The sequence below is a fragment of the Streptomyces sp. GbtcB6 genome (genome assembly GCF_019091475.1).
GTDB classification, from domain to species: Bacteria; Actinomycetota; Actinomycetes; order Streptomycetales; family Streptomycetaceae; genus Streptomyces; species Streptomyces hyaluromycini.
This window is the reverse complement of the sequence record NZ_JAGXJL010000007.1, coordinates 55329-69478: the sequence shown is the minus strand read 5'-3', so window position 1 is coordinate 69478 and position 14150 is coordinate 55329. Positions and strand designations below refer to the sequence as shown.

Genomic DNA, 14150 nt, shown 5'->3' with positions numbered 1-14150 from the left:
GGAGTCGCTGGGTGACGGGTACGGAAGTTCGGAACGACGCAGAGAACACGGGACCCAGCGGCTACGCGGCGGCCCGGCTGCGCCTCCTCACCGAGGGGGCGCGGTCCGGGCCGCCGCGCCGTACCGCCCTCGCCGAGCTGACCGACGAATGGCTGACCGGGCTGTTCGCGGCGGCCACCGAGGGCATCAGGGGCGGCGTCTCCCTGGTCGCCGTCGGCGGTTACGGCCGCAGCGAACTCTCCCCACGCAGCGACCTGGACCTCCTGCTGCTGCACGACGGCGGCGACTCCGGCGCGGTGGCCGCCGTCGCCGACCGGCTCTGGTACCCCGTCTGGGACCTGGGCCTGGCCCTCGACCACTCCGTGCGCACCCCCGCCGAGGCCCGCAAGACCGCCGGCGAGGACCTCAAGGTCCAGCTCGGCCTCCTCGACGCCCGGCACATCGCCGGCGACCTGGGCCTGACCTCGGGACTGCGCACCGCGATCCTCGCCGACTGGCGCAACCAGGCACCCAAACGCCTCCCCGAACTCCAGGAACTCTGCGCCGAGCGCGCCGAACGCCAGGGCGAGCTGCAGTACCTCCTGGAACCCGACCTGAAGGAGGCCCGTGGCGGCCTCCGGGACGCCACCGCCCTGCGCGCCGTCGCCGCCTCCTGGCTGGCCGACGCCCCGCGCGAGGGCCTCGCCGACGCCCGCCGGCGCCTCCTCGACGTCCGCGACGCCCTGCACCTGACCACGGGGCGCGCCACCGACCGTCTTGCGCTGCAGGAGCAGGACCAGGTCGCCGCCGAACTCGACCTCCTCGACGCCGACACCCTGCTGCGCCAGGTCTACGAGTCCGCGCGCGTCATCGCGTACGCCAGTGACGTCACCTGGCGCGAGGTGGGACGGGTGCTGCGCTCACGCGCTGTGCGTCCCCGGCTGCGCGCCATGCTGGGCGGCGGCAAGCCCGTCACCGAGCGCTCCCCGCTCGCCGAAGGCGTGGTGGAACAGGACGGCGAGGTGGTGCTCGCCCGCGCCGCCCGCCCCGAACGCGACCCCGTGCTCCCGCTGCGCGCCGCGGCCGCCGCCGCCCAGGCCGGCCTCCCGCTCTCCCTGCACGCCGTACGGCGCATGGCCGCCACCGCACGCCCCCTGCCCACGCCCTGGCCCGCCGAGGCCCGCGAGCAGCTCGTCACCCTGCTCGGCTCCGGCCGCCCGACCGTCGAGGTCTGGGAGGCGCTGGAGGCCGAGGGCCTGATCACCCGCCTGCTCCCCGACTGGGAGCGGGTCCGCTGCCGGCCGCAGCGCAACGCCGTGCACATCTGGACCGTCGACCGGCACCTGATCGAGACCGCCGTCCGCGCCTCCGAGTTCGCCCGCCGTGTCCACCGCCCCGACCTGCTCCTGGTCGCCGCCCTGCTGCACGACATCGGCAAGGGCTGGCCCGGCGACCACTCGGTGGCCGGCGAGATCATCGTCAAGGACGTGGCCGCGAGGATCGGCTTCGACCGCGCCGACGTGGCGGTCCTGTCGACGCTCGTACGACACCACCTGCTGCTCATCGAGACCGCCACCCGGCGCGACCTGGAGGACCCGGCCACGGTCCGCCTGGTCGCCGAGGCGGTCGGCACCCAGGGCACCCTGGAGCTGCTGCACGCCCTCACCGAGGCCGACGCGCTGGCCACCGGCCCGGCGGCCTGGTCGTCCTGGCGCGGCTCGCTCGTCACCGACCTGGTGAAGCGGGTCTCGGCGGTCCTCGCCGGGGACTCCGCCGACGAGCCCGAACCGGGCGCGCCCACGGCCGAGCAGGAGCGGCTGGCCATCGAGGCCTTCCGCACCGGCGCCCCGGTCCTCGCCCTGCGCGCCCAGACCGAGCCGGCGGCCACGGACGAGGAGCCCGCAGGCGACCCCGAACCGCTCGGCGTCGAGCTGCTCATCGCCGTACCGGACCAGCCGGGCGTGCTCCCGGCCGTCGCCGGCGTGCTGGCCGTTCACCGCCTGGCGGTCCGCACGGCCGAGCTGCGCTCGCTCCGGCTCCCGGACGACGTCGACGACGGCACGGTCCTGCTCCTCAACTGGCGGGTCGCGGCCGAGTACGGCTCCCTGCCGCAGGCGACCCGGCTCCGCGCCGACCTGGTCCGCGCCCTGGACGGCTCGCTGGACATCGCGGGCCGCCTGGCGGAGCGGGACGCGGCCTACCCGAGGCGCCGGGGCTGGGTGGCCCCGCCGCCGCGCGTGACGGTGGCCTCGGCGGCCTCCCGGCACGCGACGGTGTTCGAGGTACGGGCCCAGGACGCACCGGGGCTGCTGTTCCGGATCGGGCGGGCGCTGGAGGACGCCGGGGTACGGGTGCGCAGCGCGCATGTCAGCACGCTCGGCTCCAACGCCGTCGACGCCTTCTACGTGACCGGCACCGACCACGCGCCGCTGCCGGCGGAGGAGGCGACCTCCGTGGCGCGCAAGCTGGAGGAGACGCTCAGGGCCTGACCGCACGGTCGTGCAAGGCGGGGACCACTTACTTGCGCGGCCGGATACCCTGGAAGACGCTCACCGCCCCCGACTCCGAGGACCGACGCCGCCGTGTTCGACACTCTCTCCGATCGCCTTTCAGCGACCTTCAAGAATCTGCGCGGCAAAGGGCGTCTGAGCGAAGCCGACATCGACGCCACGGCGCGGGAGATCCGCATCGCGCTGCTCGAAGCCGATGTGGCCCTCCCGGTCGTCCGCACGTTCATCAAGAACGTCAAGGAGCGGTCCCTCGGCGCCGACGTCTCCAAGGCGCTGAACCCGGCCCAGCAGGTCCTGAAGATCGTCAACGACGAGCTGGTCACGATCCTGGGCGGCGAGACGCGCCGGCTGCGGTTCGCCAAGCAGCCGCCCACCGTGATCATGCTGGCCGGTCTCCAGGGTGCCGGTAAGACCACCCTCGCGGGCAAGCTCGCCCACTGGCTCAAGGAGCAGGGCCACTCCCCGCTGCTCGTCGCCGCCGACCTCCAGCGCCCCAACGCCGTCAACCAGCTGAGCGTGGTCGCCGAGCGCGCCGGTGCCGCCGTCTACGCGCCCGAGCCGGGCAACGGCGTCGGCGACCCGGTCAAGGTCGCCAAGGACTCCATCGAGTTCGCGAAGTCCAAGGTCCACGACATCGTGATCGTGGACACCGCCGGCCGGCTCGGTATCGACCAGGAGCTGATGCAGCAGGCGGCCGACATCCGGGACGCCGTCTCGCCCGACGAGATCCTCTTCGTCGTCGACGCCATGATCGGTCAGGACGCCGTCACCACCGCCGAGGCCTTCCGGGACGGCGTCGGCTTCGACGGTGTCGTCCTGTCCAAGCTCGACGGCGACGCCCGCGGTGGTGCCGCGCTCTCCATCCGCCAGGTCACCGGCAAGCCGATCATGTTCGCGTCGAACGGCGAGAAGCTGGAGGACTTCGACGCCTTCCACCCGGACCGGATGGCCTCCCGCATCCTCGACATGGGTGACCTGCTCACCCTGATCGAGCAGGCGGAGAAGACGTTCAGCCAGGAAGAGGCCCAGAAGATGGCCTCCAAGCTGGCGTCGAAGCAGGGCCAGGACTTCACCCTGGACGACTTCCTGGCCCAGATGGAACAGGTCAGGAAGATGGGCAGCATCAGCAAGCTGCTCGGGATGCTGCCCGGCATGGGGCAGATCAAGGACCAGATCAACAACCTCGACGAGCGGGACGTCGACCGCACCGCCGCGATCATCAAGTCGATGACCCCCGGCGAGCGCCAGGACCCGACGATCATCAACGGCTCGCGCCGCGCCCGTATCGCCAAGGGCTCGGGTGTCGAGGTCAGCGCGGTCAAGGGACTCGTCGAGCGGTTCTTCGAGGCCCGCAAGATGATGTCCCGCATGGCGCAGGGCGGCGGTATGCCGGGCATGCCGGGGATCCCCGGCATGGGCGGCGGCCCCGGCCGGCAGAAGAAGCAGCCGAAGCAGGCCAAGGGCAAGCAGCGCTCCGGCAACCCGATGAAGCGCAGGCAGCAGGAGCTGGAGGAGGCCCAGCGCCGCGAGGCCGCCGCACAGGGCGGGAACGCCTTCGGACTGCCGCAGCAGGGCGCCGAGGACTTCGAGCTGCCGGACGAGTTCAAGAAGTTCATGGGCTGAGTTCACCTGTGCGCGTGCCAGGGGTTGGTCGGTGTCGTACGGTCCGCATATGACCAACCCCGCGCCGCCGCGCAAGTCACCCGACCAGCCCTGGCGTACCGAGGGGGCTCCCGAGGAGCCCCCGAAGCCGCCGAACGGCGGGCGTCGGATGCACGGCGGCTGGTGGCGGCTGATCGTCACGGCGCTGGTCGTGTACCTGCTGGCCAACCTGGTGCTGTCGTACTTCGACCAGGCCAACGAGCCGACGATCTCGTACACCGAGTTCAGCAAGCAGGTGGACGCGGGCAACGTCGAGAAGATCTACGCCAAGGGCGACTCGATCCAGGGTCAGCTGAAGAAGGAACAGAAGAACCCCGAGAGCGGTGGCGGGAACTACACCAAGTTCAACACCGAACGCCCGTCGTTCGCCGGCGACGACCTCTGGTCCAGCCTGACCAAGCACAACGTGACGGTCACCGCCGAACCGGTCGTCCAGCACCGCAGCTTTCTCGCGAACCTGCTGATCTCGCTGGCGCCGATCATCCTGCTGGTCGCGGTGTGGGTCTTCATCGCCCGCCGGATGAGCGCGGGGCTCGGTGGCGCGGGCGGCATGCTGGGCCGCAAGGCGCCGCCCAAGCCGGTCGAACTGGAGCCCGGACAGCAGCGGACCACCTTCGAGGACGTGGCCGGCATCGACGAGGTCGAGGGCGAGCTCAACGATGTCGTCGACTTCCTGAAGAACCCCGACGCCTACCGCAGGATGGGCGCCAAGATGCCGAGGGGCGTACTCCTCGCCGGCCCGCCCGGCACCGGCAAGACGCTGCTCGCGCGGGCCGTCGCCGGCGAGGCGGGCGTGCCGTTCTTCTCGGCCTCGGCCTCCGAGTTCATCGAGATGATCGTGGGCGTCGGCGCATCCCGCGTGCGCGAACTGTTCGCGGAGGCCCGCAAGGTCGCCCCCTCCATCATCTTCATCGACGAGATCGACACCATCGGCCGGGCCCGCGGCGGCGGCGCCTCCATGGGCGGCCACGACGAGCGCGAGCAGACCCTCAACCAGATCCTCACCGAGATGGACGGCTTCTCCGGCTCCGAGGGCGTCATCGTCATCGCGGCCACCAACCGCGCCGACATCCTGGACCCCGCGCTGACCCGCCCCGGCCGCTTCGACCGGGTGGTCCAGGTCTCGCCCCCCGACCGCACCGGCCGCGAGGCGATCCTGCAGATCCACACCCGCCAGATCCCGCTCGCCGAGGGCGTCGACCTAGCCCAGGTCGCCCGCACCACCCCGGGCATGACCGGCGCCGAACTGGCCAACCTCGCCAACGAGGCCGCCCTGCTCGCCGTCAAGCGCAAGCAGGACAAGGTCACCCAGTCCGACCTCTCGGAGGCACTGGAGAAGGTCCAGCTGGGCGCCGAACGGCCGCTGGTGATGCCCGAGGAGGAGCGCAGGCGCACGGCCTACCACGAGAGCGGGCACGCCCTGCTCGGCATGCTGCAGCCCGGCGCCGATCCGGTCCGCAAGATCACCATCGTCCCGCGCGGCCGCGCCCTCGGCGTCACGCTCTCCACTCCGGACGCCGACAAGTACGCCTACACCGAGGAGTACCTGCGCGGCCGGATCATCGGCGCCCTCGGTGGCATGGCCGCCGAGCACGTCGTGTACGACGTGATCACCACCGGCTCGGAGAGCGACCTGGAACAGGTCACCAACATCGCGCGCGGGATGGTGTCCCGCTGGGGCATGAGCGAGGAGGTCGGCCGCCTCTCCGCCCTCCCGAACGACGCCCAGCAGGCCTACGGACTCGCCGCAGCGCCCCAGACCCTCGACGTCATCGACACGGAGATGCGCCGGATCGTCGACGAGTGCTACGAGGAGGCGTGCCGCAAACTCCGCGACCACCGGGGCCAGTTGGACGCGCTGGCCCAGGCACTGCTGGAGAACGAGACGCTGGAGGAGGCGGACGCGTACCGGATCGCGGGGATCACCCGCCTGACCAAGGACCCGGACGAGGTCTGAGGCGCCCCGAATCCGACTGCCCCGAATCCGAGCGCCCCAGCTGTAGCGCCCCGAAGGGGCGCGGGGAACTGCGCGACCAGCCACGACGGCGTCGCATTCGAATCGTCGGCCGAGACCCAGCGTCAGCGAAGCCGCGCGATCAGGTACCGGAAGACATTCGGCATCCACACCGTCCCGTTCGCACGCTGATACGGGTGCAGCGCCTCGGTCAGCTCCTTGCCGACCTGTTCCTGATCGGTCGCCGCGATCGCCGCGTCGAACAGCCCGGTCGACAGCAGCCCGCGCGCCGCGCTGTCCGCGTCGGCGTACCCGAACGGGCAGGAGACCCGCCCGGAGCCGTCGATCCGCAGACCGGCCCGCTGGGCGACCTCCTCCAGATCGTCCCGACCGGCCGGGCGCCAACCGCTCGCACTGCGCAAAGGATCGGCCAATTTCGCGGCCACCCGCAGCACGGACGAGGTCGCGCAGCGCTCCGGCGGCCCCCAGCCGGCCAGCACCACGGCCGCCCCGCGCTCCGCCAGCGGCGTCGCCTCGGCGAGCAGGTCACCGAGCCCCTCGGCGTCGCCTGCCAGGCAGCCGATCGGGTCGAAGGCGGTGATCAGGTTGTACGCCGGTGCCTGCGTGTCCGCCGCGTCCCTGGGCGAGCCCTCGACGATCCGGGCGGCACGGCCACGCGCGCGTGCGCTCAGGGCCGGGTCGGGCAGCAGGCGCTCACGGGCGAGGGCGAGCCGTTCGGGGCAGGAGTCGACACCGGTGACCGCGGCCCCTCTGGTCGCCGCCATCAGCAGGGCGAGACCGGAACCGCAACGCAGGCCGAGCAGCCGGGTGGCGGGGCCCACTTCGAGTCGCTCGTGGACGGTCTCGTAGAGCGGCACCAGCATCCGCTCCTGGATCTCGGACCAGTCACGCGCGCGTGCCCACAGGTTCACGCGGGGGGTGGAATCCGCGTGAGACCGGAGCTGCCGCACGAGCGTAGGTGTCATAGGTAAGCGCCCCAATCCGCCGAGAGTTACGCACTGACCGATTCCGTGGCCCCCGTGCCGTGCGCTCGCACTTCCCACCTATGCCACATAACTCCGGGCTCGCGGTGGCGTCCAGAGGTCGCGGGTCCCGGCTTGTACGTGGGCTGTGACTGTGGCGAGATTTCACATCCCGGCAACTTGGGGCTCTACCATCGGACCCACGGCACGGCGGTTCTGGCCATGGTCGGCCGGCACAGTGACCGCGCGGTGTCCGGTCGCCGGAGACGGGCCGGCGCCGGATGATGACGGGCTGCGGGTAACGTCGGGGCCGCCGCGCACGCTGACCGGGATGGGACTCCCGCCACGAGAGCGACCGAAACGCCTCTTGCGCATCCGCCGACCTTCGTCGTCCAGGCGTCCGGGCCAGGGGTACGTGACGGGTCGTACGTCAGGCTACGCACCGGCTTGGTATGAGCTGTGAGGCTTCTCCGCAGATCAGCGCACCCGTACTCGTCTCCACGCATCAGCGGCAACTGACGGGTACGTGCAAATTATTTGGGATGCCCCGGAATAGGAACACAGGGGCACTCCCGCTCGTTCTCATTACGTGAGCACGACACAGACACCACCTGTTCTCGCCGCAGAGCTGGCGCAGGCGTGGGCCGACATTCAGCGGTACCACCCCGAGCTGCCGGACCTTGCCGCGCCAGAGTCCCTGATCGGGGAGTCGTCGTCCGCGTGCGGTCACGAACTCTCCTTCGAACGGCTGCTCCACGAGGCAGTCCACGGCATCGCCGCCTCCCGCGGAGTCCGCGACACCTCCCGGGCCGGCCGCTACCACAACCGCCGATTCCTCGCGATCGCCGAGGAGCTGGGCCTGGACCACCCCGACGAGCCGCATCCCAGCAGCGGCTTCTCGCTGGTCACGCTCAACCCCGAGGCGAAGCGACGCTACCGCCCGACCATCGAGAGACTGCAGCGCGCCCTCAAGGCGCACACGGTGGCCACGTCCGCCGACACCTCCCGCACCTTCCGCGGCCCGGCCGCCCGCCACGGCTCCTCCGGCGGCGGCGTCCGGGTCAAGGCGGTGTGCGACTGCGGTCGCAACGTCCGGGTGGTCCCGTCGGTCCTGGCCCAGGCCCCCATCGTCTGCGGCGGCTGCGGCAAGCCCTTCCGTATCCCGGAGGTCGTGGGAGCGGCATAGGCCACGGCTGCTCGTGGCAGCCGCAGCCATTGCTCATCGCCACACCCTTGGCCCCCCGTCTCCCCGCGGGCAGTAGCGCCGCCGGGGCGGCACGGGTGGGCGCGGACGGCACCTCATCGGCGCCGGGCGGCGCACCCGACGTGACCTCACCTCCACGCCGGGTGCCTCTCCGTCATGCCCGCGCACCCCTCACCCGACCGTCGGCCAAAAGCGACCCGCTGGGTATGGCACAATGGCTAGCTGTACTCGACAGCCGCACAGGACCCCTCTCTCCTCCGGCTGACGCGTCCATCGGGCACTCGGGTACCGCAACCCCACGCGGCAGTCTCGCCGTGCCCAACCACGTCAAAACCAGGAGAACCCACTCCCGTGGCAGTCAAGATCAAGCTGAAGCGTCTGGGCAAGATCCGTTCGCCTCACTACCGCATCGTCATCGCCGACTCCCGCACCCGCCGTGACGGCCGTGCGATCGAGGAGATCGGCAAGTACCACCCGACCTACAACCCGTCGGTCATCGAGGTGGACGCCGACCGCGTGGCGTACTGGCTCGGCGTCGGCGCCCAGCCGACCGAGCCCGTGCTCGCCATCCTGAAGAAGACCGGCGACTGGCAGAAGTTCAAGGGCGAGCCCGCCCCGGCGCCGCTGCTCGTGGCCGCTCCGAAGGCCACGCGTCCGTCGTTCGAGGCGCTCGGCGGTGACGACGAGGGCAAGGGTGAGGCGATCACCCAGAAGAAGAAGGCTGAGAAGAAGGACGAGGCCGCGGCTGAGTCCGAGTCGACCGAGGCCTGAGCAGCATGCTCGAAGAGGCGCTTGAGCACCTCGTGAAGGGCATCGTCGACAACCCTGACGATGTGCAGGTCGCCTCGCGCAACCTGCGTCGCGGGCGCGTGCTGGAGGTCCGGGTGCACCCCGACGACCTCGGCAAGGTGATCGGCCGCAACGGCCGCACCGCGCGTGCCCTGCGCACCGTCGTGGGCGCCATCGGCGGCCGCGGAGTCCGCGTCGACCTCGTCGACGTCGACCACGTCCGCTGACGCTTTTCGCAGCACCGGCTCGGGCCGGGGAGGGCCGCTACCGGCCGTCCCCGGCCCGCAGTCGTATGAGCAGGAGATGACAGGAGAACAGGCACAGTGCAGCTGGTAGTCGCACGGATCGGCCGCGCCCACGGCATCAAGGGCGAGGTCACCGTCGAGGTACGTACCGACGAGCCGGAGCTCAGGCTCGCGCCCGGCGCCGTACTCGCCACCGATCCCGCGTCCACGGGACCGCTCACCATCGAGACCGGCCGGGTGCACAGCGGCCGGCTGCTCCTGCGCTTCGAGGGCGTCAAGGACCGCACCGGCGCCGAGAACCTGCGCAACACCCTCCTGATCGCCGAGATCGACCCGGAGGAGCTGCCCGAGGGCGAGGACGAGTACTACGACCACCAGCTCATCGACCTGGACGTGGTCACCGAGGACGGGACCGAGGTCGGCCGGATCACCGAGATCTCGCACCTGCCCTCCCAGGACCTCTTCATCGTGGAGCGGCCCGACGGCAGCGAGGTGATGATCCCGTTCGTCGAGGCAATCGTCACCGAGATCGACCTGGAGGAGCAGAAGGCGGTCATCGCGCCCCCGCCGGGTCTGATCGACGACCAGGCCGAGATCGCGTCGTCGCGCGAGGAGCCGTCCTTGCGCGAGGAGCCGTCCTCGCGGGAAGAGTCGTAAGAGATGCGCCTCGACGTCGTCACGATCTTTCCCGAGTACCTCGAACCCCTGAACGTCTCGCTCGTCGGCAAGGCACGCGCGCGTGGGCAGCTCGGCGTCCATGTCCATGATCTGCGTGCCTGGACGTACGACCGGCACAACACGGTCGACGACACGCCCTACGGCGGCGGGCCCGGCATGGTCATGAAGACCGAGCCCTGGGGCGACGCCCTCGACTCGGCGCTCGCCGACGGCTACGAGACCGGCGCGCACGCGCCCGCGCTGATCGTGCCCACCCCGAGCGGCCGCCCCTTCACCCAGGAACTCGCCGTCGAACTCTCCGAGCGGCCCTGGCTGATCTTCACGCCGGCCCGCTACGAGGGCATCGACCGGCGCGTCATGGACGAGTACGCCACCCGGATGCCGGTCTACGAGGTGTCCATCGGCGACTACGTCCTCGCCGGCGGCGAGGCGGCCGTACTGGTCATCACGGAGGCCGTGGCCAGGCTCCTGCCCGGCGTCCTGGGCAACGCCGAGTCGCACCGGGACGACTCCTTCGCACCCGGCGCGATGGCGAACCTCCTGGAGGGCCCCGTCTACACCAAGCCGCCGGTGTGGCGCGGCCGGGACATCCCGGACGTGCTGCTCAGCGGCCACCACGGCAAGATCGCCCGCTGGCGCCGCGACGAGGCCCTGAAGCGGACCACCGCCCACCGGCCCGACCTGATCGAGCGCTGCGACCCCAAGGCCTTCGACAAGAAGGACCGCGAGATGCTCTCCATCCTGGGCTGGGCCCCGGACCCGGAGGGCGAACCCCACGGCCGATTTTGGCGCAGACCAGAGGGCATGGAAGAATAGACCGCTGTTGTGCGTCCGTCCGGTGTGCGCCCCTGCCACAGGGGGACACGACGCCCGCCCCGACCCGCACGGCAGTCCTCATGGCACACCTAGTTTCCGCCGATGACCTGTGGCATTTGCGAAGAAAGCAGACGAAATGTCTCACCTGCTCGACACCGTCGACTCCGCGTCGCTGCGCAGCGACGTCCCGGCCTTCCGCCCGGGTGACACCGTCAACGTCCACGTCCGCGTCATCGAGGGCAACCGCTCCCGTGTGCAGCAGTTCAAGGGCGTTGTGATCCGCCGCCAGGGCAGCGGTGTCCGCGAGACCTTCACGGTCCGCAAGGTCTCCTTCTCCGTCGGCGTCGAGCGCACCTTCCCGGTGCACACCCCGATCGTCGAGAAGATCGAGCTCGTCACCCGTGGTGACGTGCGTCGCGCCAAGCTCTACTACCTGCGCGACCTGCGCGGTAAGGCCGCGAAGATCAAGGAGAAGCGCGACAGGTGATGTCGCGTGCCGGCACCCGGAAGCCGTAGGCCGACGAGCCGGTAAGAAGGAGTCTCAGCGAGGCCGGATAGCATCTGGCCCCGATGGACACCGAAGCACAGCAGACGGAGCGCGACCGCTCCTCCCGCCCCGAACCAGAGGCCGCGGAGGACCGGTCGCGCTTCGCGTTGGTGGCGCGGGTCACCGACTGGCTGCCGGGCGGCTGGTTCACCCTCACCCTCTTCGCCTGCCTGGCGTTTTTGCTCGTCCTCAACACTTTCGTGGCGCAACCATTCCAGATTCCCAGCGGATCCATGGAACAGGGATTGAGGATCGGAGACCGGGTTCTCGTAAATAAGTTGGCGTACCGTTTCGGTGCCGGGCCGCGCCGGGGAGATGTCGTGGTGTTCGACGGCTCCGGATATTTCGGGGACGCCGACTACATCAAACGCGTCGTCGGTGTGGGAGGAGACCATGTGGTCTGCTGCGACAAGAAGGGGAGGATCGAAGTGAACGGCCGGTCGGTCGACGAGACCGCGTTCCTCTATCCCGGGGACACCCCCTCCACCGTGCCCTTCAACGTCGACGTTCCCGACGGCACGCTCTTCGTTCTCGGCGACCACCGCGGCGACTCCAGCGACTCCCGCGACCACCTCGGCTCGCCCGGCGGCGGCATGATCCCCGTCAGCAGGGTCATCGGCCGGGCCGACTGGATCGTCTGGCCGTACGCCCACTGGACCCGCCTCACCCGTCCTGTCGCCTACGCGCGCGTGCCGGCGGCCGGAGCGTCCCATGGGTAACCGGGGCAAACCGCGCGGCGTCCCCGTCGACGCGGCCGCCAACCTGCTGCCCACCGGGGCCCGGCGCGCCTCCGGCTCCTCCGGCGGCCGTTCCCGCGCGGAGCGGCGCAAGCTGCAGCGCAAGGTCAAGCGCAAGCGGCGGCGCGGCGCGATGCGGGAGATACCGCTGCTGGTGGGCGTGGCCGTCCTGATAGCGCTCGTGCTGAAGACGTTCCTCGTCCAGGCCTTCGTGATCCCGTCGGGCTCCATGGAGCAGACGATCCGGATCGGCGACCGCGTCCTGGTGGACAAGTTCACCCCGTGGTTCGGGTGGAAACCGCACCGCGGGGACGTCGTCGTCTTCCACGACCCGGGCGGCTGGCTGGCGGGCGAGCAGACCACCAAGGCGAACGACCCGGTCGTGGTCAAGCAGGTCAAGGAAGGGCTCACCTTCATCGGCCTGTTGCCGTCCGCCGACGAGAAGGACCTCATCAAACGGGTCATCGGCGTCGGCGGCGACCACGTCAAGTGCTGTGACGCACAGGGCCGCGTGACCGTCAACGGCGTACCGCTGACCGAGGGCGACTACCTGTATCCCGGGAACGTCCCCTCGGCCCAGGAGTTCGACATCACCGTGCCGGAGGGGCGGCTGTGGGTGATGGGCGACCACCGCGGCAACTCGGCCGACTCCCGCGCGCACCAGGACACCGACTACGGCGGCACGGTCGCCGTGACCTCGGTGGTGGGCCGGGCCATGATGATCGGCTGGCCCGTCGGCCACTGGACCAAGCTCGATGAACCTAAAACCTTCGCAAGCGTTTCTGACTCCGGGTCGGGGTCGACCGCGGCCCCCCGGCTGTCGCATAGGGTTGCCTCCGACGATCCGAACGGATACATCCAACTCCCGAGCCCTGCGGAACTCCCGCTCGTTATGGGAGTGGTGGGCCTGCGCCGGGGATGGCGCGGGCGGCGGCACGGAGTAAGGAGTTGGCGTGGGGGATGTGGCGGTTGGCGCGCGGTCGGGACACGACGGCGAGGAGCACAGCGGGCGCCCTGTGGAGAATGTCCCCCCCGCAGACGGAGCCTCGACCTCCGGGAACGGTACCGGGCCCGGCGGAGACGGCGCCCCGGTGGACGGTCCGCACTCCGGCGGTGACGGCGGGGGTACGGACGGGGATCCGGGCGAATCGGCGGCGCCCGCACCGAAGAAGCCACGCTCCTTCTGGAAGGAGCTGCCGATCCTGGTCGTCATCGCGCTGGTGCTGGCGCTGCTGATCAAGACGTTCCTGGTGCAGGCGTTCTCGATCCCGTCGGACTCGATGCAGAACACCCTCCAGCAGGGTGACCGCGTCCTGGTCGACAAGCTCACCCCGTGGTTCGGCTCCAAGCCGGAGCGCGGCGAGGTCGTCGTCTTCCACGACCCGGACGACTGGCTGGAGGGCGAGCCCACCGCCCAGCCGAACGCGATCCAGACCTTCCTCAGCTGGATCGGCCTGATGCCGTCCGCCGAGGAGAGGGACCTGATCAAGCGGGTCGTCGGTGTCGGCGGCGACACCGTCTCCTGCAAGGGCAGCGGCCCGCTCATGGTCAACGGCCATCCGCTGAACGAGCCTTATGTGTACCCGGGCAACACCCCGTGCAGCGTCGACGACCAGGGCGGCCAGTTCACGGTGCACGTGCCCAAGGGCTACATCTGGGTGATGGGCGACCACCGCCAGAACTCCCGCGACTCGCGCTACAACCAGTCCGACAAGCACCACGGCATGGTCCCGGTGAAGGACGTCGTCGGCCGCGCCATCGTCAAGGCCTGGCCGATCAACCGCTGGGGCACGCTGCCGATCCCGGACACCTTCGACCAGAGCGGCATCAACACGCAGTCGTCCGCCGCGGCCTCCCTCTCGGTGGCACCGCAGGGCGTGGCCGTCGCCGCCGTCCTGCCGGTCGTGGTGTGGCGCCGTCGGCGGGGCGACCGGATCGAGCAGAAGTTCGACAAGCGCGTGGCCGCCGGCAAGCGCTGACCGCATGCCGCGGGACATGGCCGCATCCCGTGTGAGTGCGTTCCGGGTACGTCTGCTGACCTCCCCA

13 protein-coding genes are annotated in these 14150 nt (G+C 70.7%); 12 read left to right on the top strand and 1 reads right to left on the bottom strand.

The features are described 5' to 3' along the window. The first annotated feature begins 11 nt into the window (after nt 1-11). The 3 genes from KVT45_RS14160 to ftsH all read left to right on the top strand — a co-directional run bounded on the left by KVT45_RS14160 (nt 12) and on the right by ftsH (nt 6108). Nucleotides 12-2468 (top strand): [protein-PII] uridylyltransferase, encoded by a 2457-nt coding sequence (locus KVT45_RS14160; RefSeq protein WP_217547460.1) that lies wholly within the window; start codon nt 12-14, stop codon nt 2466-2468. 93 nt (nt 2469-2561) lie between these two features. Beyond that, complete coding sequence (gene ffh, locus KVT45_RS14155; RefSeq protein ID WP_217547458.1) at nt 2562-4112, top strand: signal recognition particle protein; 1551 nt, start codon at nt 2562-2564, stop codon at nt 4110-4112. A gap of 49 nt (nt 4113-4161) precedes the next feature. Continuing rightward, nucleotides 4162-6108 (top strand): ATP-dependent zinc metalloprotease FtsH, encoded by a 1947-nt coding sequence (ftsH, locus tag KVT45_RS14150; RefSeq protein WP_217547456.1) that lies wholly within the window; start codon nt 4162-4164, stop codon nt 6106-6108. 122 nt (nt 6109-6230) lie between these two features. On the opposite strand, the gene KVT45_RS14145 is transcribed toward ftsH, so the two are convergent. Then, nucleotides 6231-7091, bottom strand: coding sequence for a class I SAM-dependent methyltransferase (locus tag KVT45_RS14145; protein WP_217547455.1), 861 nt, complete (start codon nt 7089-7091; stop codon nt 6231-6233). Between the two features lie 586 nt (nt 7092-7677). On the opposite strand from KVT45_RS14145, the gene KVT45_RS14140 reads away from it, so the two are divergent. From KVT45_RS14140 to lepB (KVT45_RS14100), 9 genes are all read left to right on the top strand, one after another. Beyond that, nucleotides 7678-8274, top strand: coding sequence for a hypothetical protein (locus KVT45_RS14140; RefSeq protein WP_089098503.1), 597 nt, complete (start codon nt 7678-7680; stop codon nt 8272-8274). Between the two features lie 369 nt (nt 8275-8643). Next, nucleotides 8644-9063, top strand: coding sequence for a 30S ribosomal protein S16 (gene rpsP / locus KVT45_RS14135; RefSeq protein WP_089098502.1), 420 nt, complete (start codon nt 8644-8646; stop codon nt 9061-9063). A gap of 5 nt (nt 9064-9068) precedes the next feature. Continuing rightward, nucleotides 9069-9308 carry an RNA-binding protein gene (locus tag KVT45_RS14130; protein ID WP_003973401.1) on the top strand — a complete coding sequence of 80 codons (240 nt, stop codon included), beginning with the start codon at nt 9069-9071 and terminating at the stop codon, nt 9306-9308. 96 nt (nt 9309-9404) lie between these two features. Then, a complete protein-coding gene (gene rimM / locus KVT45_RS14125) occupies nt 9405-9983 on the top strand; it encodes a ribosome maturation factor RimM (protein ID WP_217547453.1) in 579 nt (192 codons plus the stop codon). A 3-nt stretch (nt 9984-9986) separates the two neighbouring features. Continuing rightward, nucleotides 9987-10820 (top strand): tRNA (guanosine(37)-N1)-methyltransferase TrmD, encoded by an 834-nt coding sequence (trmD, locus tag KVT45_RS14120; RefSeq protein WP_217547451.1) that lies wholly within the window; start codon nt 9987-9989, stop codon nt 10818-10820. A gap of 136 nt (nt 10821-10956) precedes the next feature. Further along, a complete protein-coding gene (gene rplS / locus KVT45_RS14115; protein WP_217547449.1) occupies nt 10957-11307 on the top strand; it encodes a 50S ribosomal protein L19 in 351 nt (116 codons plus the stop codon). Between the two features lie 83 nt (nt 11308-11390). Further along, on the top strand, nt 11391-12086 hold the full coding sequence (lepB, locus tag KVT45_RS14110; protein WP_217547448.1) for a signal peptidase I: 696 nt from the start codon (nt 11391-11393) through the stop codon (nt 12084-12086). Further along, on the top strand, nt 12079-13221 hold the full coding sequence (gene lepB, locus KVT45_RS14105; protein WP_254646767.1) for a signal peptidase I: 1143 nt from the start codon (nt 12079-12081) through the stop codon (nt 13219-13221). The genes lepB (KVT45_RS14110) and lepB (KVT45_RS14105) overlap by 8 nt, the downstream gene beginning before the upstream one ends. Then, nucleotides 13196-14083 carry a signal peptidase I gene (gene lepB / locus KVT45_RS14100; RefSeq protein ID WP_308310728.1) on the top strand — a complete coding sequence of 296 codons (888 nt, stop codon included), beginning with the start codon at nt 13196-13198 and terminating at the stop codon, nt 14081-14083. The genes lepB (KVT45_RS14105) and lepB (KVT45_RS14100) overlap by 26 nt, the downstream gene beginning before the upstream one ends. The last annotated feature ends 67 nt before the right edge of the window (nt 14084-14150 follow it).

Bases quoted from the DNA above. Each gene is read 5' to 3' on its own strand.
- KVT45_RS14130 (WP_003973401.1), top strand. From the start codon at position 9,069: ATGCTCGAAGAGGCGCTTGAGCACCTCGTGAAGGGCATCGTCGACAAC.
- trmD (WP_217547451.1), top strand. From the start codon at position 9,987: ATGCGCCTCGACGTCGTCACGATCTTTCCCGAGTACCTCGAACCCCTG.
- lepB (WP_254646767.1), top strand. From the start codon at position 12,079: ATGGGTAACCGGGGCAAACCGCGCGGCGTCCCCGTCGACGCGGCCGCC.
- lepB (WP_217547448.1), top strand. From the start codon at position 11,391: ATGGACACCGAAGCACAGCAGACGGAGCGCGACCGCTCCTCCCGCCCC.
- KVT45_RS14145 (WP_217547455.1), bottom strand. From the start codon at position 7,091: ATGACACCTACGCTCGTGCGGCAGCTCCGGTCTCACGCGGATTCCACC.
- ftsH (WP_217547456.1), top strand. From the start codon at position 4,162: ATGACCAACCCCGCGCCGCCGCGCAAGTCACCCGACCAGCCCTGGCGT.
- rplS (WP_217547449.1), top strand. From the start codon at position 10,957: ATGTCTCACCTGCTCGACACCGTCGACTCCGCGTCGCTGCGCAGCGAC.